The organism is Hymenobacter bucti (assembly GCF_042681145.1).
Classification (GTDB): Bacteria; Bacteroidota; Bacteroidia; order Cytophagales; family Hymenobacteraceae; genus Hymenobacter; species Hymenobacter bucti.
This window is the reverse complement of the sequence record NZ_JBHUFD010000003.1, coordinates 94,969-117,315: the sequence shown is the minus strand read 5'-3', so window position 1 is coordinate 117,315 and position 22,347 is coordinate 94,969. Positions and strand designations below refer to the sequence as shown.

Genomic DNA, 22,347 nt, shown 5'->3' with positions numbered 1-22,347 from the left:
AAATTACCCTTTAAACTCAAATACTTCCTCACGCACAAACATGTCGCCGTCGGGGCGCAACAGGGCCAGGTTGCTGATTTCCAACTCTAGGTTGAAGGTTTGGTTGTTCAGGAACTGCAAGACCGGGCCTAGGAGCTCGGGCGTGGTATCGTGCAGGGCCAGCGACACATGGGGCAGCCACAGGTCGGGGGCGCTGAAGCGGTCGGTGCGGCTGCACATGGGCGCGGCCACTTCCAAGATGCGGTGGTGCAGCTGGTTGAGGTAGTCGGAGCGCAGCACCGGGATATGAATAACCGGCCGCTCGCCCGGAAACATGCCCAGCCCCGTGGTGTGCGCCACAAACGACGCCGTGGTGTTGGCAATCTGGCGCAGGCCGGCCTTGAGTTGGTCGAGGTCCAGCGGCTCCACTAGCTGGTAAGTGAGGTGGGGCTCGGGCGTGGCCTGCACATCGGTGAGGCCAAACTCAGTTTCCAGGCTCTTGATGAGCTTGTTGATGTGGTCGGAAGCCGGCGACGGCAGCAAGGAAGTAATGGCGAGCATGAACGAGGGAGCCGGAGCGATAGTAAACCAGGAGCCGGAGCCACCCGCGGCGGCCCCGGCCCCAAAGCTACTGTGAGGGCGCTAATCTAGCCCCTAGAAGGCTACCCGCGTGAGGCTGAACTGCGCCACCGGCGGGTTTTGCATCTGCTGCAGGGCATTGAGGTACGAGTACAGCACGTAGCTCTGGCCGCCGCGCCGGGCCAGGGTGGTGGGGTACACCGCGCCGGTGGCGAAGCTGCCCGTGCGGCTCACGCTAACAAAACTATCGGTGCTGCTAAGGCGATATACCTGGCCCTGGGCATTGCAAACCACTAGCAGCGTGTTGTTGTCCGTGAGCTGCAGGCCATCGTCGCCGGTGAGGGTAAGGCCGGTGGTGGCTACTTTGGTAAAGCTGCTGGGGTTGGCCAAGGGCACTTTGATGAGCGCACCCTCGTCCGACTTGGCCACGAGGAGGTAGCCGCCCGGGTGGTACACGATGCCGTTCAGGCCAAACGAGCCGGCGGGCGCAGCCAGCGCGGCGTTTTCCAGAAACACCGAGGCCAGGCCCTGCGCATCAATCTTATAAATGATGGGCGCGAAGCTGTCGGTCACGTAGGCGTTGCCGGCGTCATCGACGGCAATGTCGTTGGCAAAATGCGCGGTGGCATTGGGCCGCAACGCCCCTAGGTTCACGTAGCCGGTTTTGGCGCCGCTGGTGGCGTTGAAGATGGCCACGGCCGCCAACTTGCGCTGGGTGGCGGCGGTAGTGCGCGTGGGGTTGTAGCCGGGGTCGGACACGGCCGCGAGCAGGCGATTGCGCCCGCCGGCCTGGTCGAGCTTGAGGCCGATGGTGGAGACGAGCTGCGCGTCGTCGGCAAACTGGGAGTAGGTGCCGTCGTCCTTCACCTGCCCGATGCGGCCCGCCGTTTGGGAACTCACCAGAAAGCGGTCGTTGTCGTCGTCGTACTGCGTGCCTTCGGGGTAGAGGCTGGCCTGCGTGAAGGTGACCTGGCTGGGGTCGTCGTGGTTAGCGTCGTGGTCTTTGTCGCAGGCGGCGGCTAGCAGCAAGGTACTACCTAGGCCAAGGCGGAGCAGAAAAGGAAAAGGGGCAAAGCGCATTAGAACTACAAAATGAAGAACAGATAAACTTTTCGTCCTTACTAGCATCCCTAGGAAAAGGTTGAGCTAAGCCGCGGGCCGCCCGCAACCCTACCCTTGCGCTTTGTCGTTAGGGGCCTGGTTAGCCCAAGGTTTTGCTTTTGAACACTTCACCTACTTCCGCCCGCCCGCCCCACCGCTGGGCGATTTGGCTGCGCCGAGGGCTGGCCGCCCTGGGCGTGCTGCTGGTTTTGGCCATTGTGGCCGCGTGTTTATTCCTCGACCCGTGGCTACGCCGCACCCTCGAAAAGCAGGTAGCCGAGAAAACCCACGGCCAGTACCAGCTCGGCATCGGCAGCCTGCGCACCGAGCTGTGGGCGCGAGCGCTGCACCTGCGCCGCGTGGCGCTGCGCCCCACCGCCCGCCCGCTGGCCGACACCCTGCCCCGCGCCACGCTCTACCTGGGGCGCCTCGATGTGCACGGCGTGGGCATATTGGCGCTGCTACGCGGCCGCACCGTGCCGGTCGATAGCCTCACCCTCGACTCTTTGCGCCTCGATGTAGCGGCCCTGGCCCGGAGGCCCGCCCCCCACCCTACCCCACCCCTCTATGAGCAGCAGCCGCTGCGGTTGGGCTACTTGGCTTTGCGCCACATCAGCGGCAGCTTTGGGCACACCAGCAAGCCCACGGGCCAGCTGGCCGATGGCCTAGTGAGCGCCCACGATATTTTGTTTACCTCGGCCGGCGCCGCCGACACCCAGCGGCTGGCCTTCGCGGCCAGCTGGCAGGCCCAGCTGCGCCAGCCACTGGGCCGGGTGGGCGGGCACACCGTAACGGCCGGGCTAGCTAGCTTTTCGAGCGCCCGGCAGCAATTAGGGGTCGACTCGCTGCGCATAGTGCCGCCCGCGCCCGGCCGAGGTACGCCGGGCGCGGTACGCGTGTTTTTCACCATGCCGCGGGTGCGGGTGGCGGGCCTGCGGGCGGCCACCTGGCAGCACCAGCACCGCCTGCGCGCCGATTCGGCCCGCCTCAGCGAGCCGCGGCTCACGTTTCGGCCACCGGCCCAGGCCCCGCCGCCGCTCTGGAAGCTACTGCAGCCCTTGTTTCGGCGGGCCGACGTGCAGCAGCTTACCGTCGAGAATGGCTACCTAGCCATGGCGGGAGTAGGCGAGGCGCCGGCCGTGCGCCACGTATTCAGCACGGCCCGCCGCCTACGCATCGACTCGCTTTCGGAGCAACCAACCTCGCGGCGGGTGTTGTATGCGCTGGGTTGGACGGGCCACACCGGGCGGCTCACGGGCACTTTTCTGGCTCCGCTGTACCCAGCCAGCATCGAGCACGCTTTTCTGGATACCGATGCGCAGACGTTACGCTTCACCACGCTCGCCGTGCGCCCCACCATCCGCCCAGCGCAACTAAACCTGCGCAAAGGCTACCAAACTACCCAGCTCACCATCCGCATGGACGAGGTGCGGGCCCAGGGGTTTGATTTCAAGCAGCTGTCGGCCAACAGTTACCTGCGCGTGGCCCGGGTCATCATCGAAAACCCCTACCTGCTGGCTCGCAGCGACGGCCGCGGGCCCCTCAACCGCTCGCCCTCCTACCTCACGCCCGACGCCGTGCTCCGGCTGCGGGCCCACATCGACGTGCGCCAGCTCGACCTGCGCAACGGCACCATCATGGCCCGCTCGCGCAGCGAGCGCACGCCGCTGGTGGGCAGCTTCAGCATCAACCGGCTCAATGCGTCGCTCTACAACGTCACCAACGACCCGAGCCGCATGAGCTTAGCGCAGCCGCTCACCGGCTCGGCCACGGGCTACCTGCAAAACACCTGCCGGGCCGAGGTGCACCTCACCACGTCGCTGCTCGACCCGCGCGGGCGCCAGCACCTGCGCGGCAGCTTCGGGCCGGCGCCGTTCAGCATTCTCAACCCCGTGATGACGCCCACTCGCCTCATTCATTTCAAAAGCGGCCAGGCGCAGCGCGTCGATTTCGACGAGTACATCGACCGTCAGCACATCAGCGGCACGGTGCGAGCGCACTACACCGGACTGAAACTCAATTTTTTGGGTTACAAAGAGGGCGAAATGACCAAAACGTTTTTCGGTCGCATCAAGAGCGGGCTGGTGAACGTGGTGGTGCGCGACCAGAACCCCCGGCCCGGCGGCCGCTTTGTGGTGGGCGAAATCGACACGCCCCGCGAACTGGAGTTTTCGACGTTCACGGCCTGGCGGCAGGGCTTACTCGCTGGCTTTGTCCACAGCATGGGCGTGCCCAAAAAGATGGCCAGCGGCTACAGCCAGGCCAGCGCGGGCACGGCCCTGCCCGCCCCCACCGATGCCCCCAGCCGGCGGGTGGGCACGCCCCCTACTGCCCCGGCCGCCCCGGCGCCGCAGGCCCGCAGCAAGGTGGGCCGGTGGCTGCACGGCACCGCGCGCCGGGTAAAGCGCCTGGCAAAGCGGCTCAAAAACAAAGCGCCGGGCCAGCGCTAGGGGCCGGCGGCGGTTTTGGGCGCCGGCCCCTAGGTTTAGCCGGGCCGCTTGCCCCAGCGGCACGCGGCCGACGCGTGCGGATAGCCCCGGCTGGGCCGTACCTTTGCCCTGCCTCTAGTGCGGGCCGGCCGCTGCTTTAGCCCGCGCCCCGCACTTGTGCCTTGTTTCGCCTTTAGTGGCCCTAGCCGGCCCCGCCATGATTTCAATTTCTGACCTCGACTTCCACTTCGGCTCGCGCACCCTCTACGACCGGGCCAGCCTGCACATCAAACCCAAGGACAAAATCGGTTTGGTGGGCCTCAACGGCACCGGCAAATCGACCTTGCTGCGCTTGATGGTGGGCGAATACAAGCCCGACGGCGGCTCTATTTCGATGAGCAAAGACGTGAGCCTGGGCTTCCTGAACCAGGACTTGCTGAGCTACGACTCGCACGAGTCCATCCTGCTGGTGGCCATGCAGGCCTTTGCCGAGGCGCTCGAATTGCAGAAGAAAATCGATGCCGTGCTGCTGGAGTTCGAAACCGACTACCGCGATGAGCTGGCTGACAAGCTGGCCGTGCTGCAAGAGCGTTTCGAGGCCCTAGGTGGCTACACCATGCAGTCGAAGGCCGAGGAAATCCTAGAAGGCCTAGGCTTCTCGACCGACGATTTGCAGAAGCCGCTCAAAACCTTTTCGGGTGGCTGGCGCATGCGCGTGATGCTGGCCAAAATCCTGCTCCAGCAGCCCTCGCTGCTGCTGCTCGACGAGCCCACCAACCACTTGGACCTTCCCTCCATTAAGTGGATTGAAACCTACCTGGCCAGCTACGAAGGCGCGGTAATCATCGTGAGCCACGACCGCGAATTTCTGGACGGCACCACCAACACAACCGTGGAAGTGAGCGGCGGCAAGCTCAATCCCTACGCCGGCAACTACTCGTTCTATCAGGAAGAGAAGGTGTTGCGTACCGAGATCCAGCAGGGCGCCTACGACAACCAGCAGGCGGCCATTAAGCAGGCCGAGCGCTTCATCGAGCGCTTCAAGGCCAGCGCCAGCAAAGCCAAGCAAGCCCAGAGCCGCGTGAAGGCCCTGGACAAGCTCGACCGCATCGAGGCTGTGGCGCCCGACGCCGCCAAGGTCAACTTCAAGTTTACCTTCACGCAGCAGCCCGGCCGCCACATCCTGCGCATGGAGCACGTGAGCAAGAGCTACGGCGAAAAGCTCATCTTCCGCGACACCAACGTGCACATCGAGCGGGGCGATAAAATCGCGCTCATCGGGGCCAACGGCAAGGGTAAATCGACCTTGATGCGCCTGGTGGCGGGCGCCGAAACGCCCAGCGCTGGCAAGCACCAGCTGGGCCACAACGTCATTATGGCCTTCTACGCGCAGCACCAGCTCGAAAGCCTGACCGTAGACAACGAGATTATTCAGGAGATGAACAACGCCGGCTCGAAGCGTAACGAGATGGAGCTGCGCGGCGTCCTAGGCTCGTTTTTGTTCACCGGCGACGACGTGTATAAGAAAATCAAGGTATTGAGCGGGGGCGAAAAAAGCCGCGTGGCGCTGGCTAAAACCCTGATTTCGGAAGCTAACTTCCTGCTGCTCGACGAACCGACCAACCACTTGGACATGCAGTCGGTCAACATCCTCATCCAGGCCTTAGAGCAGTATGAGGGCACGTTCATCGTCATCAGCCACGACCGCTACTTCGTAGAAAACGTGGCCACCAAAATCTGGTACATCGAGGATTTCCAGCTCAAGGAATACCCCGGCACCTACCACGAGTACGAGCAGTGGCAGGACGACCGCGAGAAAGCCGCCAAAAAAGCCGGCCTGCCCAGCCCCTCGGCCCCAAAACCCGCTCCCAAGGCAGCCGCCGTAGCCGAGCCCGTGCCCACGGTCAACAAAACCCCCTCGCCTGACCAGAAGAAAGCCCTGCGCGAGCTAGCCGAGGTCGAAGCTAACATCGACAGAGTAGAAAAGGAGCTAGCCATCTACGAAAAGCAGCTAGCCGACCCTAAGATTTACCAAAACACCGCGCAACTCAAGGACACCACGGTGAAGTTTGAGCAGGTGAAAAAGGAACTGATGAAGCTAAACGATAGGTGGGAAATGCTGGCCGAGATGTAGTAGCTCAGCATCATCAAAAAGCACCAACCCCACCAATATGTATTGGCGAGGTTGGTGCTTTTTGATGATGCTGAGCTACTACACTGGCGACTTTATTAATTTTATCAATATTGTAAAGCAACAATACTAGTTAGTTATATTTTAATAATAAATATCGTATTATAAGTTAAAAATAGAAGGAAATAATATATTAGGCACACAATACTTTCTAACTATTTGCATCATGAGCTGGTCAAAAAAAACTTTAGGCGCAAAATAATTATTATATAACTCTGAGCATTTTTCTTGCATAAGCAGATAATCCCCTGAATGATGAAGTTGCTTTATTTTATTTAAACAATCCTCTTCATTTTTTTCAAATACTATATATTCCGACCAATTAATAATATCTTTAAAAGGTAGTTCCATATCAGTATTTACTAATACGGGAATACGACCTGCCGAGAGAGTTTGATAAAATCGTATAGAAAAATTTCCATTTCCTCGTTGGGAAAGAATAAATGCATTCTCTTCCATATTCTTCCTGAAATCTTTTATAATATCAGGATTGTGAGGAGCACCACCCCAGAAATGCTCCCTAATAACGAAGTTTGTAACAACTACATCCGACTGTTGAAAAGTATGAATCAACTTTTTTCTATGGATACCATTTTGACCGCAGAAACCAACTGATGGCTTAATATTTCGTACAGGACCAAATGGCACGTCCATACCCTCCCAAACATATGGAAGGACTATCTCATTTTTTCTTTTTTTAGAAGCTGTAATACTAGTACGGATAAGTAATAAGTTTTTATAAAGATTATATTGCCCTTCAAAATCATCTACGATAAAAACAATTATAAATTTTTTGCAGAATTTATAATTATCAGATATTTCCTTTAAGACACTATTGGTATTAGGCAAACTCCAGAGAAGCTCATGATGTATAATGAACAATGCATTTTCAATGGCAGTTTTTTGGCAGATAACAGATAAGTCAACAAACTGCATCCTATCATCATTCAACTCACGGCAAAAAACATTAATCATAAGTTTTTATCTGGAAAAAATTGATTTTGAAATTGAGGCTGTTTTACTATTACATATACTGCATAGCGCAAATGCTGCGACAGCTTCTATCGGGACTATTATACAAGTTGAACGAAGCATCATAAATCAAGATGCTCCAAATACTTAATGCAACAAATTAACATCAAAAAATCGATTCAACACCCGCCCCCTTAGTGATATGGATACTTGGATGGTGGCAAGTTGTTGTTGGTGAGAGTAACAGGGTTTTAAATAGTCGATGCTGAAGTGGCAGTGCTCGTGGTTCTAGTACCCAGCGTAGATGATGCTTGCACATCCGTAATATTGGCACATGCAGATTAATCATAGGCTTCGAGTTCCTCAGCTTTGAGACGCGACCAGAAACAATATACTTAGGCTTCGTTGTAACGCCGCAGCGGCTGCGCAAGAGGCAGGCATGGCCGTACTTTCGCTCTATGCGCTTTCGCCTCCTTCCCTACCCTGTCCTGCTGCTCGCCGCGGCCTGCGTGCCCCTCGGTACGCCCATTACCAATGCCGACTTGCCGGCCAGCCAGCAACGGGCCGCCGCACCGGCGGCCACCAATTCCCAGCTGCGCTACTACGACTTCGTGTACGACCCCAGCGTGAAGAGCGTGCAGTGCTACGTGGGCACCGGCACCACCTCCACGCTCACTACTACGGGCCTGGCCACCAACCCCACGGCCGTGCTAAGCCCGCCCATTGTGCCCCTGAGCCAGGAGCAGCCCATCACCCTGGAGTTTGACGTGCTGGGCGAGCAGCCCCCGCGCCTCACAGCCAAGCTCATCAACTGCGACATCAACTGGCAGCCCTCCACGCTCACCGACTTGCAGTTTCTGGATGATATTAATGAGTTCAATATCAACAGCTACCGCACCTCCGTCAATACTAAGGTGCCCTACTACCACTACACGCTGGCCGTGCCCCGCGTGAAGCTCAGCGGCAACTACCTGCTGGTGGTGCAGGGCCGGGGCGGGGCGCCGCTGCTCTCGCGCCGCCTGCTGGTGTACGAAAACCAGGTGGTGGCCAGCCTGGCGCCGGGCATCCTGGCCGGGGGCGTGGAGGCGCGCTACGCTTACCAGCAACTCAATTTTCGCATCAACTACAGCGCCGTGGAGCTGCTAAACCCCGCCGCCGAGGTGAAGGTGGTGCTGCGCCAGAATTTTCGCTGGGACAATGCCCACTACAACCTGCGCCCCACCTTCGTGCGCGACGCCGAGCGGGTGCTGGAGTACCAGTACATCAACTACGAAAACGCGTTTCCGGGCCTCAGCGAGTACCGCTATTTCGACATGCGCTCGCTGCAGGCCAATGGCCTGGGCATTGCGCGCCTAGGCCGCCAGGCCAGCCCCACGCAGGCCGAGCTGCTGCCCGAAGCCAGCCGCAACGGCCAAGCATACAACCAGTACGAAGATGCCAACGGCCAGCGCATCTTCGAAAACCGCGAGTACGGCGAGGGCGCCATCAACGGCGACTACGCCCAGGTTACTTTCAACCTGCGGGCCGAGCAGCCCGCGCCGGGCCCGGTGTACGTGCTAGGCGCGCTCAGCGATTGGCAGCTCAAAGACGAGTTTCGGCTCAGCTACGACAGCCTGCAACGGCGCTACACCGGCCGGGCGCTGCTCAAGCAGGGCTACTACAGCTACAGCTACGCCGTGGCACCTAGGGCCGCCGGCGCGCCGCCCGATGAAACCTACTTCGAAGGCACCCACACCGAGACTGAAAACCAGTACGACCTGCTGGTGTACTACCGCCCGCCGGGCACCCGCACCGACCTGCTCATCGCCTACCAATACCTCGACCTAAACAAGCGCTAGCCCCAGGCCGCCCTACTACCGTCGTTTGCAATACCCCTCCCAAAACCCCGCCCCGCTGGCAAACCAGCGAGCGGGGTTTTGCCGTATCTTCACTAGTACTTCATCAAACCAGAACCATCCATTCGGGTTATATATCTGCTACGGGGCCTGAGGCCCATCTAGGGGGCATTTTTAGTAATCAGCCGTTTACAGAAAAGCCCCGAAGGCCGGCAACCTAGGGGCGTAGCTTCAGTATATTTTCATACCAGCGTAGTTATTTTACCATTCTTTACTTCCCAAGAATTTTAGCTTTTCAATAAAATTTCGTATCTTTGGCTATGCGTAAGACTCAGCTTCCCACTCCCCCTCCGGTGCAGCAATTTGCCCGCTGCGTGAATGATGCGAACCCACCCGCCGGCTACATCGGCGACTGGCCCACGGCCGGCCGCGTGTACCCGGTGCGCGTGTTGCCCCACGTGCGCAGCGGCCAGCCGCAGGTGCACGTACTAGGCTTCTACGCCGAGCGCCCCTACGGCGCGTTTGCCGCCCACCGCTTCGAAACGGTGGCCACGGTGTGGTTGAATTAATTTGAATAGGTAATTAACATAATAAGTAATGGGAGTAATGCCGCTCGCTTCGTAGCGCGGCATTACTCCCATTTGCTTTTTAGGAATAGATAATTTGAGTAATGGGTAATGGGAGTAATGTCGTAACAACATTACTCCCATTACCCATTACTCAAATTACCTATTCAATCACCTGCGCGGCCACGTCAAAATTGGCCGCGGGCGGGCGGGGGTTCATTGCAGTTAGGGCTGCCACTACTATTTCCGCAATGGCCAGGTCGCGGGCCCACTTGTGGTTGGCGGGCACTACGTACCAAGGGCTATCAAGGGTTGAGCAGGCAGCTAGGGCCTCCTGAAAGGCAAGTTGGTAACTGTCCCACAGCTTACGCTCTTTGAGGTCGTCGGGCTCAAATTTCCAGCGCTTAGCGGGGTCATCGAGGCGGGCTTGCAGGCGGCTGGCCTGCTCCTCTTTCGAGATGTGCAGGAAGAACTTGAGCACCCGCGTACCGTTGCGGGTGAGTAGCTGCTCAAAATTAACGATGTCCTGGTAGCGCTGCTGCCAGGTAGTGGGCTCGATGAGGCCGTGCACGCGCGTCACCAGCACGTCTTCGTAGTGCGAGCGGTTGAAGACCCCGATGTGGCCGCGGCTGGGCGTGTGCGGGTGAATGCGCCACAAAAAATCGTGGTCCAGCTCTTCCTTGCTAGGGGCTTTGAAGGCCGACACCTCTACCCCGGCCGGGTTCACGCCCGTGAGCAGCTTGCGGATGGCGCCATCCTTGCCGCCCGTGTCGATGGCCTGAAACACCAGCAGCAAGCTCTGGCGGTGCTCGGCGTAGAGGTTTTCCTGCAAGTCGCTGAGCTGCTGGCGCAGCTCTTCCAGGCGTTTTTCGGCGTGTTTTTTATCCTTGAAGGGCTTGGTCGCATCGGGGTCGATGTCGCTCAGGCGAAAGGGAACGCCGGGTTGGACCCGGACCGCGGGCGTGGCGGGAGAAGTGGCAACGGCCATAAATAGAGACGGGAAAAAGTAACTAAAAACGGCTAGATGCAGCCGCATCGGAATTAAACGAAAAAGGGCGGCTATAACGTTGTGTTTGTAGCAGCGAGCCGTGAGCCGACGACCTGTTTCTTGGCGCCGAAATTGCCTTCTGCTGCTTCCATTTCTTCTTTCTCGCCATGCCCTTATTTTCTCGCATTTTCCGCCGGCTGGCGGTGGCCGCTGGGCTACCGGCGTTGCTACTCGCGGCGGCCCCCGTGGCCCAGGCCCAGGCCCCTAGCCCCACTACCGACCTGCCCGCCAGTCAGGCGGCGGGCATCATCCGCGAAATCACGGAGGCCGTGGGCTTGCAGCCCCGCTTCGAGCTGCGCGCCACCACGCTTGTGCCCAATGCCGCCGCCGTGGCCTACGACGGCAAGCGCTTCCTGCTCTACAACCCCAAGTTTTTGGCGGCCGTGAACCGCGCCGGCCATACTGACTGGGCTGGCATTAGCATTCTAGCCCACGAGATGGGCCACCACCTCAACGGCCACACGCTGCGCGGCGGCGGCTCGCAGCCGCAAGACGAGCTGGAGGCCGACGAGTTTTCGGGCTTCGTGCTGCGGCGCCTAGGTGCCAGCCTGGCCCAGGCACAGGCCGCGATGGCCACCGTGTCGGACGACCAGGGCTCGGCCACGCACCCCGGCCGGATGCCGCGCCTGGCTTCCATCAGCCAGGGCTGGAACCGAGCCAATACCCAGATTGCCGCCAGCAGCAAAGCCGGCGCGGCGCAGCCTTCGGCCCAACCCGTGGCCCTGGCGATGCGCACTGAAATTCAGCCGCAAGTAGTGAATAATGAGGAGGAATATGCTAATAACCACCCCTCAAGCGCCACCGCGGCCCTGGCGCAAGGCGTTTCTAATGCGCCGGTGCGGCTGGTGGGCCAGCTCACCTTCCGCGACAACCCCGACGTGCCCTTCTACCTCACCAGCGCCCTGAGCGTGGTGCGCCTCGCCGACGAAAGCAGCGACGACGATGATGCCAGCCGCGTGCGCGCCGCCGAGGTAGTCGGCCGCCTGCGGCGCACCGGCAACGCCGCCTTCCCTTACGTGCTCGAAGACCGCCAGCAGCGCCCGCTTTTTGTGACGCCCCGCGGCGATGTTTACAATAAAGCTGGACAGCGCGTAGCTAAGCTGCACGATTAACCGTAGAATATTTCAGGCTCAACGCTCAGCGTCCGTCAGGCTCATCTGACGGACGCTCTTTTTTGATAGCCTGCCGATAAGTGCTCATTATTAATTGATACTCGCAAAAAATGCCCGAACTACCTGAAGTCGAAACCTATCGCCGCTTTATCAATGAAGTAGCGGTGGGCCAGACAATTACCAGCCTCGACGTGCGCGACGCGCACGTGCTGGCCGTACCTGAAGACGAGCTGCGTGCGGCCGTGGTGGGCCGCACCATCGCCGGCACCGGCCGGCTCGGCAAAAATTGCTTTCTGGAGCTCGACAACGGCCGCCTGCTGGTGCTGCACTTCGGCATGACCGGCGACATCGGCGCCTTCCGCGACGCGCCCGATGCTCCGCGCTTCACCCGCGTGGCCTGGCAATTGAGCGACTCGGGACTGAACCTCGCCTTTATTGACCCGCGCAAATTTGGACGCATCCGGCTGGCCGATAGTGTTGAGGCGTACCAAAAAGCCAAAAAGCTCGGCCCCGACGCCCTGCAAATAAGCGCCGCCGAGCTGCACCAGAAGCTAACCCGTCGCCGGGTGTTCGTGAAGCCGCTGCTGCTCGACCAGAGCCTGACCGCCGGCCTCGGCAACTGGATAGTGGATGAGGTGCTGTTCCAGGCCAAAATCCATCCCGAGCGCCTGGGCAACTCACTAACGGAGAAAGAGACCAACGCGCTGCACGAGGCCATTCAGTTGGTGCTGAAAACCGCCATTCAGCACGAGGCGCACTACCGGCACTTTCCGGCGAGCTTCCTCATCCACGCCCGCGAATGGGACGACTCGGCCACGCCCGGCAGCGATGCGCACACCTACTGCCCCCGCCACCCCAAAACCAAGATTGAGAAGTTTTACGTGGGCGGCCGAGCCACCTACATCTGCCCCAGGTGCCAGCCGGCACCCGCGGCGGCCTAGGTATTGAAAGCCGGCCTTGTGGCTGGCTTTTATTTTATCACTTCTACCCAGCCGCGGTATTGCTGGCCGGTGGCCGCGTGCCGCAGCAGGTAGTAGTACAGGCCGGCTGCCTGGCCTTGGGCGGCCCAGCGGTTATCATATTTCTCTTGCTCAAACACCGGCTGGCCCCACCGGCTGAATACCTGTACCTTCCAGTCGGCCGCTACCAGGCCCTGCAACACGAAGTACTCGTTGGCTCCGTCGCCGTTGGGCGTCAGCACGTTCGGAATCAGAACGGGCAGCGGCGCGGGGGGCGCCACTACCACGGCGGGGCACGTGGGCTTCGCGCTAATGATAATGGTGGCCCGCGTGGTGCAGCTAGTGCTGGTAGTTACCTCGACCCAGTAGGTGCCCGGGGCGGTTGCCGTAAGGGCCGGCTCCGTGGAGCCATCTTGCCACCGCAGCGCGCTGCCGGCCGGGATGGCCGTGCGCGGCGCCAGGCGCAGCGCAAACGGGGTGCAAACCGCCGTATCGGCCCCCAGGCTCACGGTGGGGCTGGCAAAAATGTACGCCGTAGCCGTGGCCGTCAGCACCGTGCGGCCGGCGCGCCGCAGCGCTACCATAAGCGGGTAGGTGCCGGGTGTGGCATACGTCACGGTTGGGGTGGCGGCGGCGGTGGTGCGCACCACGGGCAGCCCGCCCCCCGGCGACCACACCAGCGAATCGCCGGCAGCACCGATGGCCGAGCCATCGGCCACGAGCAGCGTAGGCTGGCCCGCGCAGCCATAGGCATCGCGCAAGGTGAGCGTCACGGCCAGGTTAGCGTCGTTGGTAATCATCGGCAAGTCATCGCCGCTCAGGCGATTGGCCAGCTGCTGACGCTTGATGCTGTACTGGCAGGCCTGGCCCAGCGCATTGGGAGCGGCAATGACGTCGAGCGCCGCTTCGCCATTCACCGCCACGTAGATGGCGCCGTCGGCGCCACGCTGCATACCAAATGACTTGACGCCCCCACTGCGAGCGTATTGGCTGCTGACTTCGACCCCCGAGGCCGCCACGGCTTGCGGCGAGCCCGCGGCTAGGTTGTACTGAATGACTTGCGAAGCCGCGGTGTAGCCAATGACGGGCTCCACCTGGTAGTGCCGGCTTAGGTAGCATTTGCTACCATCGGGCGAGAACACGGCCCCGTAGCAATACGGGGTGAAAGAGGAAGTGACCGGGATGGCCGGGGCCGGCAACGTGAGTTGGGTGGGCGCCGAAACCCTGCCCGTGGCTGGGTCAAATTTCAATAAAAAGCTCGTCGCTACGTCATTGTACAGGAGCGTTTGCCCGTTGGGAGCGGCGGCCAGGGTACTCCCCAGGTTGACGGCGCTACTGACGCGCGGGGCAAATACCCGGCTCACCACCGTGACCGGGCAAGGCCAAACGCCCCCACCCGTGATGCGCGAAGCCAGGAAAATACCTTGCTCCTGCAAGCGCGTAATCAACCAGTAATCCGTGCCATTAGCATGACGCACCAGGGCCTGGTGCGCCGCAAATTTTCGCTCGCCCAGCCGCATCAAGATAGAGTCGGCCACCACCGGCTGCCTGCGCCGCCCCACCTGCCCCAGGCCGCCCGCGCCGGCCAGGTCTACCTCGGTTACTACTGGTTGCCCAGTGGAGAAGGCGCTGATTGGGCCCTCGTAGCGCATGGTGAGCACGTAGGCAGTTTGCCCGGCATTCGGCGCCCGCAGCAGCCCGCAGCCCTGCGAGGCGAGAGTGCTCCCGCCGAGCGAGTCGCCCCCAGCCATCACCTGGTGCTGCTTGTTCCAGATTTTCTGGCCATTGCTGTAGCACAGCAAGTCGCCGGCGGTGGTGCAGAGCGTGGCGCAGGCGGCCGGACTGGTTAGCTGACCATCGGTGAGCGGCACCGGGCCAGCCGCCGCCCCAAATCGCAGGCCCGCCTGCTGGCCAAAATACCAGGTGGCGTACGGGCCCTGCGCCTGAGCCACGAATGTTCCCAGCACCCCCAGCAGCACCAGGATGGGGCGTAAAGTTGACTTCATTGCAGAAAGAATGGAAAAGGCGAGCAGACAGCGCGTTCGGGCCAGAAAGATAGGCGGGAATGGTTTGGAGCTGCTTAGTAGTTCGGAGCTAACGGCTTTGCCTTCCTACTTTTGATTATCATGCCCACGCCTCCCTCCCATCCGCTGCCCTACGGCCGCCAGCACATCAGCGACGCTGATGTGGCGGCCGTGGTCGAAACCCTCCGCTCCGATTTTCTGACCCAGGGCCCGCGCGTGGCCGAGTTCGAAACCAAGTTTGCCGCCTACGTGGGGGCCAAGCACGCCGTGGCCGTCACCAACGGCACGGCTGCCCTGCACCTGTGCGCGCTGGCGCTGGACGTGCAGCCCGGCCAGCGGGTCATCACCACACCTATCACTTTCGCCGCCTCGGCCAACTGCGTGCGCTACTGCGGCGGCGAAGTACACTTTGCCGACATCGACCCCGCCACGGGTTTGCTCGATTTAAAGGCGGTTAGAACCATGCTCGAAGCGCACCCCAAAGGCTATTTCGCGGGGCTCATCCCAGTCGATTTTGCCGGACTGGCCGTGAATCTAGAAGAAGCCCGCGCCTTAGCCGACGAATTTGGCCTCTGGATAATCGAGGACGCCTGCCACGCGCCGGGCGGCTTTTTTGTGGATAGCCAGAGCCAGGAGCGCCGCTGCGGCAGCGGACAGCTGGCCGAGCTGGCCATTTTCAGCTTCCACCCCGTCAAGCACATCGCCACCGGCGAGGGCGGCATGATAACCACCAACGACGACGCCCTGGCCCAACGCCTGCGCCGCCTGCGCACCCACGGCATCGAGCGCGAAGCCACCGGCTTGCTGCGCCAGGACGAGGGCGGCTGGTACATGGAAATGCAGGAGTTGGGCTACAACTACCGCATTTCCGACATCAACTGCGCCCTAGGTACCAGCCAATTAGCTCGCGCCGAAGACGGCCTCGCCCGCCGCCGCCAGCTAGCGGCGCAGTACGATGCCGTCTTTACCGCCGTGCCGGGCGTGGCGGTGCTGGCCCCCGGCCGGCCGGGCCACGCCTACCATTTGTACGTCATTCAGGTGGAGAATCGGCGCGGGCTGTACGAGTTTTTGCGCACCAAAAACATTCTGGCCCAGGTGCATTACGTGCCCGTGCACCGCATGCCGTACTACGAGAACCTAGGGTGGAAACTCGGCGATTTCCCGCACGCCGAGGCTTACTACAGCCGCTGCCTCAGCCTGCCGCTCTACCCCACCCTCACTGATGAGGAGCAGGCCTACGTGGTAGCCTGCGTGCAGGAGTTTTTAGCCCACAACCCCGCGTGAGCGCCGCGCCCCCTACCCCTCCCCTGACCGCGCGCCTGGCCCTGGGCACCGCGCAATTCGGCCTGGCCTACGGCCTGAACAACCAAGCTGGGCAGCCCACCGCCACAGCCGTGGCCGAGGTGCTGGCCGCCGCCCAGGCCGCCGGCCTCACGCTGCTCGACACCGCGGCGGCCTACGGCAACAGCGAGGCGCGCCTAGGTGAGCTAGCGGGCGCAAATGCCGCCTTTGAACTGATTACGAAGCTGCCAGCCGGGCCGCCCGCCCAGGTAGTCCAGCACTTAGCCGAGTCCCTGGGGCGGCTGCGGCGCGAAAAACTATACGGGGTGCTATTCCACGCCTTTAAGCCGTTGCAGGACGAGCCCGCCGCCTGGCAGGCGCTACAAGCGGCGCGGGCGGCGGGGCAGGTACAACGCATCGGCGTGTCGCTCTACCACCCGCATGAGGCCGAATGGCTGCTGGCCGAGGGCTGGGACGTGGACCTCGTACAAGTGCCCTACAACGTGCTCGACCAACGCTTCGCGGCAGTGCTCCCGCGGCTGGCGGCGCAGGGCGTGGAGGTGCACGTGCGGTCGGCCTTCTTGCAAGGGCTGCTGCTGCGCGAGCCGGCTACGCTCCTCGAGTTTTTTCGGCCGCTAGCCCCCAAGCTGACGCGCCTGCGGGCGTTGGCCGCCGAAGCTGGCGTGCCGCTGCCTGCCGCGCTGCTGCTCTTCGCGGCCTACGCGCCCGGCGTGGCGCGGGCAGTGATTGGCGTAGACTCGGTGGCTAATTTGCACGAAAACCTGGCCGCCGCGCAGTATGTAGATGCCGCCGAAGCCTTGCGCCCGGCCCTAGCCGAGCTCGCCGAACCTACCGACACTTTTATCCTCCCCTACGCATGGCCGCCGCGCCCTTGACCGACAATTTTTACCGCACCATGTTTGACCTCAGTGGGCAGGTAGTGCTGCTCACGGGCGGCTACGGGCACCTAGGACAAGCCATCGCGGCGGGCCTGCTGGCGCACGGCGCGCAGGTGGTGGCCCTGGGGAGGGACGAAGAAAAATTTAAAGCCGCCTTCCCCGAGCGGCCCACAACGCTGCGTTTTGTGGCCTGCGACATAGCCTCGACCGAGTCGGTCAAATCGGCTTTTCAGCAAAGCCAGGCGCAGTACGGCTTGCCTAGCGTACTCATCAACAATGCCTACTACGGCCAGGGCCAGCAGCCCGACGCCCTCACCGATGCCGATTTTGCCCGCAGCCTCGATGGCTCGGTGGGCGCGGCCTACCGCTGCCTGCGCGAGGTGCTGCCCTACCTGCGCGAGCGCGGCGCCGGCAAAATCATCAATGTGGCCTCGATGTACGGCATCGTGGCGCCCGACTTCGCGGTCTACGACGAGCACCCGCAGTTTCTGAACCCGCCGCACTACGGCGCGGGCAAGGCGGCCATGATTCAGCTCACCAAGTACTTCGCCTCGTACCTAGGGCCCGAAAACATTCAGGTCAACTGCGTGTCGCCCGGCGCGTTTCCCTCCGACAAGGTGCGCGAAAAAGAGGCCTTTGAGGGCGAGCTGCGCCGCCGCATCCCGCTCGAGCGCGTGGGCGAGCCGCAGGACCTGGCCGGGGCGTTTGTGTTCCTGAGCTCGGCGGCGGCCAACTTCGTAACCGGCCATAACCTAGTGGTGGATGGCGGCTGGACCATCCGGTAGTAGCTGGAGAGCACGTAGCGCGAACTTTGTAGTTCGCGTTTCTACGCCGTTCGTACGTTGCAAAAACGCGAACTATAAAGTTCGCGCTACGTGCTCGCTGACTGTACGATAGCGTCATTTTAGGTCGCATTGGCAGGCGCTAATCACTGAACACTAGTCACTAAACACTAAAAATGGCACTTGCTCTCATTCAAGCCCGGCTAGGGTCGTCGCGGCTGCCGGGCAAGTCGACGCTGCCACTCCCGCTGACCGCGGTGGGCGACGAGCACACTATACTAGGCCACGTAGTGCGCCGGGCGCAGCGCGCCGCCTCGGTGCAGCAGGTGGTGGTAGCCACCACTACTCTGGCCCTCGACGACCCGCTGGCCGCGCTGGCCGCTCGCCTGGGTATAGGCGTGTTTCGGGGCGATGAGCAGGACGTACTCGGCCGTTTCAGCGGAGCGCTAGGGCAAGCGGGTCGCTTTGACACCATCGTGCGCCTCACGGCCGACAACCCCGCCATCGACCCGGCTTTTATCGACGCGGCCGTGGCCTATCACCTGGCTACTGAGGCCGATTATACTTACACCAGCGGCTTGCCCCTAGGTACCAATATCGAGGTTATCAGCGCCCAGGCGCTGCTGCGTGCCCACCAGGCAGCCGCCCAGCCCGACGAGCGCGAGCACGTGACGCCCTACCTGCGCCGCCACCCCGAGCTGTTTCAACTCGAAACGCTGGCGCTAGCCGTGCCGCCTGCCGTGGCCGCCCTGCGCCTCACCGTGGATTATCCCAGCGACTATGCGCTATTGAGCTTGCTGTACAGCAACCTAGGGCCCGACTTTCCGCTTACCGACCCGGCAGGCCTGCCTGCCTTACTAGCCCGCCACCCGTGGCTGGCCGCCATCAACGGGGCCAACGTGCAGCGCTAGGCTGCCCGCTGGCCCCGTGGCGCCGCTTAGCTGCCGCGCACCACTTCTACCCAGCCCTGGTGGCGCTCGCCGGTGGCGGGGTTGCTGAGCAGATAGTAGTAGAGGCCCGCTGCCTGGCCGGGCGCATTCCAGCCATTGTCGTACTTGGCCCGGTCGTATACCTGCCGGCCCCAGCGGTCGAAGATGCGCAAGCTCCAGTCGCTGGGCGTGAGCCCTTTAAGCACAAAGAATTCGTTTTGCGGGTCGCCGTTGGGCGTGATAATATTGGGGATAACGACGGGGCAGTCTAGGGGTGCCGCCCGTAGCGTGGCGGTAGCGAGGCAGCCCGTGGTAGCGGCGCGCACTTCTACCAAGTACTGCCCCGGCCCGTGGGCTACGTAGGTAGCGCCTGTCGAGCCATCTTGCCAGCGGTAGAGCGTGCCGGCGGGCTGCGGGTTGGTACGTAGCGTCCACACCGCATTGGGGCAAACCAGCGTGTCGGCTCTCAGCTGTACCAGAGGGGCTTGGCCGAGCTGCACCCGGCTCGATGCGGTGGCCGTGCAGCCTAGCGGGGTAGTCGCCCGCACGGTGTAGGTGCCACTGCTTTGAACCAGGTAAGTGGGGTTGGTGCTGCCATCCTGCCAGAGATACGTGGTGCCCGCGGGCTGCCCACCCGGCCGCAGCAGCACCGAGGTAGCGCCGCAGACGGTGGTATCGGCGGGCAGGCGGGGCGGCGGCCCCGCCGCATTGAGCGTGACCCGCACGGAATCGGTAGTCGAGCAGCCCTGCGGCGAGGTGATAGTGACACGGTAGCGGCCGCTGGTCTGCGCCAGGTAGGTAGCGGCCATGGAGCCATCCTGCCAGCGGTAGGTAGTGCCGGCCGGCTGAGGCCCCGGAATGAGCACCACATTAAAAGCACAGGCCGTAATGCTGGCCGGCAGGCCGGCGACTGGCGCCAGCCCGAACGTTACGTGCCTGGAGGCGGTGCTAGTGCAGCCGGCCGCCGAAGTCACGGTCACGCTGTAGGTACCCGTGGCGCGGGCTAGGAAGGTAGCGGCCGTGGAGCCATCCTGCCAGCGGTAACGGTAGGTGGTGCCGGCGGGCTGCACACCCGCGTTGAGCAGCAGTTGGCTCCCGCAGAGCGTTGTGTCGCGCCCAAGTTGCGCACGGGGCGACGGCTCTACCGTCACCGACCGAATCAGGCCCCCCCCCATCGAGCCCGAGGCTTGCGATATGGATAATGCAACGCGGTATGTTCCGGCGGTAGCAAAGGTGTGCGTAGCCGTTAGTCCGGTAGCGGTGTTGGCGCTGCCCGAGGCTAGGTCACCAAAATTCCAGGTGACCACGGCGTCATTTAGCAGGACCGTGGAAGTACCCGTGAAGGTCATAGGTGAGCCCGCGCAGGCCAGTGTGTTGGTAAAGTCAATGATGCCAAGCGCAGGAGCAGCTCGACTCGCCGGGAAATTAGGCAATCCTATTTGCGCTAATTTGCCACCCAGATACACGGCATTAGCCTGAAAGCCGCAGCCCGTGCCGCGCACGTTGGGGTTATTGATGACCGCTAGGTAAGGGCTGTTGTAAACGGAGACGTAGAGCTTGCCATCTGGCCCTAGCTGCAGGCCACCCGCATTGTCGGTGGTGCTGGCGACGACCACCCCGGAGTTGGCAATAGCACTCGCCGAACCAGCTTGTAAATCAAACTGATATACCTGCAAATAATTTAGATTTGTGCCGTAGAGAAACCGGCTATCTGGCGAAAAAGCTACGGCATAGCTGCGATACGTGTCTGCCAACTGGATATAATTTGACAGTTGGCCAGTGGCCGGATTAAAGTCAAATAACTCAAACTGATTTTCCCGAATGCCCACGGCTAGCTTGCTACCGTTGGGCGAGACGCGCATATAGCCCACCGAATTGGAGTTGCTATAAGTGCCACTGCCGCCGCTGTGCACCGAGCCAATGTTCGTAACAACGGGCGTAGGCTGCAAGCCACTGTAGGTGAGCAAGTAGGCATAAAACGTGTTGGTCTGCCAGCCGTGCACTAGTATCCAGGTATCGCGGCCATTGGCGTGCGGCACGGTGGTCAGCTTCTCCGTTAACTGCCCCGACGATACCTGCACGCGGCGGTTGATTACTTCACCCAGCCCCCCCTGGCGGGACATATCGACTAGGTTATACTTGAGGCCACCGGCCAATTGATTTTCGGCGCCATCTACCACAAACACGTAGTACTGCTGCGCATTGCCGGAGTTTTGCACCGCGATAGTGCCCTGCGACGCCGACTGGTGCCCCCCGAGGTTGGCCCCATTCACCATCACTTGGTTGTTGCGGTTCCAGATATTTTCACTGTTGGTATAGAATAGCAGCTGCCCATTGCCATCCGACACGGTGGCGGTGGCCTCGTAGGTATTCATCGCGCTGCCTGCCACGGCTACAGGCGCTCCAGTAGCCGGAAAATTTAACGCGGCGTTGATGCCAAAGTACCAGTTGCTATTTTCACGCTGGCCAAAAACCGGCAGACGGCCCGCTAACAGGATTAAACTTAGTCCGAAGAGTATTTTTTTTATCATCAGCTGTTCTATACAAGATACAATCTACAATACTACTACCGGCTGCTTTTTATTGACGAGCAAGCCTTTATTGAAGCTGAGTAAATGAGCATTTCTGCCGCTCCTCGCCTGCTGTTCAGGGCCGATGGCAACGCTACTATTGGGCTAGGGCACCTAGTGCGCCTGCTAGCGCTGGCCGACCAGCTGCGGGGGTTGGCCCCGGGTATGTTTTTGGTACGTGAGCCCACCGCGGCCGTCGCGCAACTGGTAACGGCCGCGGGCTGGGCAGTGCAAGCGCTGCCAGCCAATTCGCTGTGGCTGGCCGAAGCCGACTGGCTGGCGCAGGGCTTTCTGAAGCCCACCGATGTGCTGGTACTTGATGGATATAGCTTTGAGGCCGCCTACCAACGCCGGGTGCGTGCCAGTGGCTGCGGCTTGGTTTACATCGATGACCTGCTGGCGTGGCCCGTGGTAGCTGACTTACTCATCAATCATTCGCCGGGGGTCGTAGCAACCGACTATGAGGCCCCAGCAGACACGCGCTTTCTATTAGGGCCAGCTTTCTCGCTGCTGCGGCGGCCATTTTTGGAAGGTGCCGCCGCCCCCCAGGCCCCTACACCTATCGCTAGCGCGCTCGTGTGCTTTGGGGGCGCCGACCCTTTGGGCCTTACTGTGCGCACGGTGCGCGCGCTGCTGGCCCTACCCAACTTACAGCGGCTGGGCGTGTTGCTGGGCGGCGCCTTTGGCGATGCAGCGGCCCTAGAGCAGCTAGCTGCTGATGCCCCGGGCGTACCCATCACTATCTACCGCAATGTAGATGCCGGCGCATTGGTCGAGCTGCTGCGAGCATACGACGTGGCCGTGGTGCCCGCTAGCACGGTACTCATCGAGGCGCTGGTGCTCGGGCGGCCCGCCCTCACGGGCTACTACGCCGATAACCAGCGGGCACTGGCTACTTATGTGCACGCGCACCAGCAAGCTTTCTCAGTGGGAAACTTTGCTGAGCTAACCGATGCCGCCTTACCAGCTACGCTGCATCAAGGCATGCAGTGGCTAGAAACCACCCAGCGCGTGCCCTACACCCAGCAGCTGCAGCCAGGCCGGCTCCGGGCTGAGGTTCAGCGCTTACTCCAGCGCCAGCAGCAGTAGGG

General features: G+C 61.5%; 17 protein-coding genes. 11 read left to right on the top strand and 6 right to left on the bottom strand.

What is annotated here, in order from left to right; all coding sequences use genetic code 11:
• Positions 1-3: 3 nt before the first annotated feature.
• Together ACFSDX_RS08175 and ACFSDX_RS08170 are read right to left on the bottom strand one after the other, a co-directional pair.
• Positions 4-540 carry a 2'-5' RNA ligase family protein gene (locus tag ACFSDX_RS08175; protein WP_382312817.1) on the bottom strand — a complete coding sequence of 179 codons (537 nt, stop codon included), beginning with the start codon at positions 538-540 and terminating at the stop codon, positions 4-6.
• 93 nt (positions 541-633) lie between these two features.
• Complete coding sequence (locus ACFSDX_RS08170; RefSeq protein WP_382312816.1) at positions 634-1,638, bottom strand: gluconolaconase; 1,005 nt, start codon at positions 1,636-1,638, stop codon at positions 634-636.
• A gap of 140 nt (positions 1,639-1,778) precedes the next feature.
• Here ACFSDX_RS08170 and ACFSDX_RS08165 point away from each other — a divergent pair, with 140 nt between their 5' ends.
• Both ACFSDX_RS08165 and ACFSDX_RS08160 read left to right on the top strand, forming a co-directional pair.
• On the top strand, positions 1,779-4,109 hold the full coding sequence (locus ACFSDX_RS08165; protein WP_382312815.1) for an AsmA family protein: 2,331 nt from the start codon (positions 1,779-1,781) through the stop codon (positions 4,107-4,109).
• 196 nt (positions 4,110-4,305) lie between these two features.
• Positions 4,306-6,222, top strand: a complete 1,917-nt coding sequence (locus tag ACFSDX_RS08160) for an ABC-F family ATP-binding cassette domain-containing protein (RefSeq protein WP_382312814.1) — start codon at positions 4,306-4,308, stop codon at positions 6,220-6,222.
• A 159-nt stretch (positions 6,223-6,381) separates the two neighbouring features.
• On the opposite strand, the gene ACFSDX_RS08155 is transcribed toward ACFSDX_RS08160, so the two are convergent.
• Positions 6,382-7,254, bottom strand: a complete 873-nt coding sequence (locus tag ACFSDX_RS08155) for an exostosin domain-containing protein (protein ID WP_382312813.1) — start codon at positions 7,252-7,254, stop codon at positions 6,382-6,384.
• Between the two features lie 455 nt (positions 7,255-7,709).
• Between ACFSDX_RS08155 and ACFSDX_RS08150 the strand changes: the two genes are divergently transcribed.
• A complete protein-coding gene (locus ACFSDX_RS08150; RefSeq protein WP_382312812.1) occupies positions 7,710-9,089 on the top strand; it encodes a type IX secretion system plug protein in 1,380 nt (459 codons plus the stop codon).
• A 317-nt stretch (positions 9,090-9,406) separates the two neighbouring features.
• Positions 9,407-9,655, top strand: coding sequence for a hypothetical protein (locus ACFSDX_RS08145; protein ID WP_382312810.1), 249 nt, complete (start codon positions 9,407-9,409; stop codon positions 9,653-9,655).
• A 160-nt stretch (positions 9,656-9,815) separates the two neighbouring features.
• Here the strand turns inward: ACFSDX_RS08145 and ACFSDX_RS08140 are convergent, their stop codons facing one another.
• The gene (locus ACFSDX_RS08140) at positions 9,816-10,640 is read right to left on the bottom strand and encodes a polyphosphate kinase 2 family protein (RefSeq protein WP_382312809.1); all 825 of its coding nucleotides are present in this window, start codon (positions 10,638-10,640) and stop codon (positions 9,816-9,818) included.
• Positions 10,641-10,807: 167 nt separating this feature from the next.
• Here ACFSDX_RS08140 and ACFSDX_RS08135 point away from each other — a divergent pair, with 167 nt between their 5' ends.
• The gene (locus ACFSDX_RS08135; protein ID WP_382312807.1) at positions 10,808-11,812 is read left to right on the top strand and encodes a M48 family metalloprotease; all 1,005 of its coding nucleotides are present in this window, start codon (positions 10,808-10,810) and stop codon (positions 11,810-11,812) included.
• A 110-nt stretch (positions 11,813-11,922) separates the two neighbouring features.
• Positions 11,923-12,753 carry a DNA-formamidopyrimidine glycosylase gene (mutM, locus tag ACFSDX_RS08130; RefSeq protein WP_382312806.1) on the top strand — a complete coding sequence of 277 codons (831 nt, stop codon included), beginning with the start codon at positions 11,923-11,925 and terminating at the stop codon, positions 12,751-12,753.
• A 29-nt stretch (positions 12,754-12,782) separates the two neighbouring features.
• On the opposite strand, the gene ACFSDX_RS08125 is transcribed toward mutM, so the two are convergent.
• Positions 12,783-14,777, bottom strand: a complete 1,995-nt coding sequence (locus tag ACFSDX_RS08125) for a gliding motility-associated C-terminal domain-containing protein (RefSeq protein ID WP_382312805.1) — start codon at positions 14,775-14,777, stop codon at positions 12,783-12,785.
• 120 nt (positions 14,778-14,897) lie between these two features.
• Here ACFSDX_RS08125 and pseC point away from each other — a divergent pair, with 120 nt between their 5' ends.
• The 4 genes from pseC (at position 14,898) to ACFSDX_RS08105 (ending at position 18,668) form a co-directional block, all read left to right on the top strand.
• Positions 14,898-16,079, top strand: a complete 1,182-nt coding sequence (gene pseC, locus ACFSDX_RS08120; protein WP_382312803.1) for a UDP-4-amino-4,6-dideoxy-N-acetyl-beta-L-altrosamine transaminase — start codon at positions 14,898-14,900, stop codon at positions 16,077-16,079.
• Positions 16,076-16,972, top strand: coding sequence for an aldo/keto reductase (locus tag ACFSDX_RS08115; RefSeq protein WP_382312802.1), 897 nt, complete (start codon positions 16,076-16,078; stop codon positions 16,970-16,972). Before pseC ends, ACFSDX_RS08115 begins: the two co-directional genes overlap by 4 nt.
• The gene (locus ACFSDX_RS08110; RefSeq protein ID WP_382312801.1) at positions 16,954-17,760 is read left to right on the top strand and encodes an SDR family oxidoreductase; all 807 of its coding nucleotides are present in this window, start codon (positions 16,954-16,956) and stop codon (positions 17,758-17,760) included. The genes ACFSDX_RS08115 and ACFSDX_RS08110 overlap by 19 nt, the downstream gene beginning before the upstream one ends.
• 173 nt (positions 17,761-17,933) lie before the next feature.
• Positions 17,934-18,668 carry a cytidylyltransferase domain-containing protein gene (locus tag ACFSDX_RS08105; protein WP_382312799.1) on the top strand — a complete coding sequence of 245 codons (735 nt, stop codon included), beginning with the start codon at positions 17,934-17,936 and terminating at the stop codon, positions 18,666-18,668.
• 26 nt (positions 18,669-18,694) lie between these two features.
• On the opposite strand, the gene ACFSDX_RS08100 is transcribed toward ACFSDX_RS08105, so the two are convergent.
• A complete protein-coding gene (locus ACFSDX_RS08100) occupies positions 18,695-21,061 on the bottom strand; it encodes a T9SS type B sorting domain-containing protein (protein ID WP_382312798.1) in 2,367 nt (788 codons plus the stop codon).
• Between the two features lie 240 nt (positions 21,062-21,301).
• Here ACFSDX_RS08100 and pseG point away from each other — a divergent pair, with 240 nt between their 5' ends.
• Complete coding sequence (gene pseG, locus ACFSDX_RS08095) at positions 21,302-22,345, top strand: UDP-2,4-diacetamido-2,4,6-trideoxy-beta-L-altropyranose hydrolase (RefSeq protein WP_382312797.1); 1,044 nt, start codon at positions 21,302-21,304, stop codon at positions 22,343-22,345.
• Positions 22,346-22,347 lie beyond the last annotated feature (2 nt).

Excerpts from the sequence above, each read along its gene's own strand:
- ACFSDX_RS08125 (WP_382312805.1), bottom strand. The coding sequence starts at position 14,777 with ATGAAGTCAACTTTACGCCCCATCCTGGTGCTGCTGGGGGTGCTGGGA.
- ACFSDX_RS08140 (WP_382312809.1), bottom strand. The coding sequence starts at position 10,640 with ATGGCCGTTGCCACTTCTCCCGCCACGCCCGCGGTCCGGGTCCAACCC.
- ACFSDX_RS08100 (WP_382312798.1), bottom strand. The coding sequence starts at position 21,061 with ATGAATACCTACGAGGCCACCGCCACCGTGTCGGATGGCAATGGGCAG.
- mutM (WP_382312806.1), top strand. The coding sequence starts at position 11,923 with ATGCCCGAACTACCTGAAGTCGAAACCTATCGCCGCTTTATCAATGAA.
- ACFSDX_RS08160 (WP_382312814.1), top strand. The coding sequence starts at position 4,306 with ATGATTTCAATTTCTGACCTCGACTTCCACTTCGGCTCGCGCACCCTC.
- ACFSDX_RS08155 (WP_382312813.1), bottom strand. The coding sequence starts at position 7,254 with ATGATTAATGTTTTTTGCCGTGAGTTGAATGATGATAGGATGCAGTTT.
- ACFSDX_RS08150 (WP_382312812.1), top strand. The coding sequence starts at position 7,710 with ATGCGCTTTCGCCTCCTTCCCTACCCTGTCCTGCTGCTCGCCGCGGCC.
- ACFSDX_RS08110 (WP_382312801.1), top strand. The coding sequence starts at position 16,954 with ATGGCCGCCGCGCCCTTGACCGACAATTTTTACCGCACCATGTTTGAC.
- ACFSDX_RS08135 (WP_382312807.1), top strand. The coding sequence starts at position 10,808 with ATGCCCTTATTTTCTCGCATTTTCCGCCGGCTGGCGGTGGCCGCTGGG.
- pseG (WP_382312797.1), top strand. The coding sequence starts at position 21,302 with ATGAGCATTTCTGCCGCTCCTCGCCTGCTGTTCAGGGCCGATGGCAAC.
- pseC (WP_382312803.1), top strand. The coding sequence starts at position 14,898 with ATGCCCACGCCTCCCTCCCATCCGCTGCCCTACGGCCGCCAGCACATC.
- ACFSDX_RS08105 (WP_382312799.1), top strand. The coding sequence starts at position 17,934 with ATGGCACTTGCTCTCATTCAAGCCCGGCTAGGGTCGTCGCGGCTGCCG.
- ACFSDX_RS08145 (WP_382312810.1), top strand. The coding sequence starts at position 9,407 with ATGCGTAAGACTCAGCTTCCCACTCCCCCTCCGGTGCAGCAATTTGCC.
- ACFSDX_RS08170 (WP_382312816.1), bottom strand. The coding sequence starts at position 1,638 with ATGCGCTTTGCCCCTTTTCCTTTTCTGCTCCGCCTTGGCCTAGGTAGT.
- ACFSDX_RS08175 (WP_382312817.1), bottom strand. The coding sequence starts at position 540 with ATGCTCGCCATTACTTCCTTGCTGCCGTCGCCGGCTTCCGACCACATC.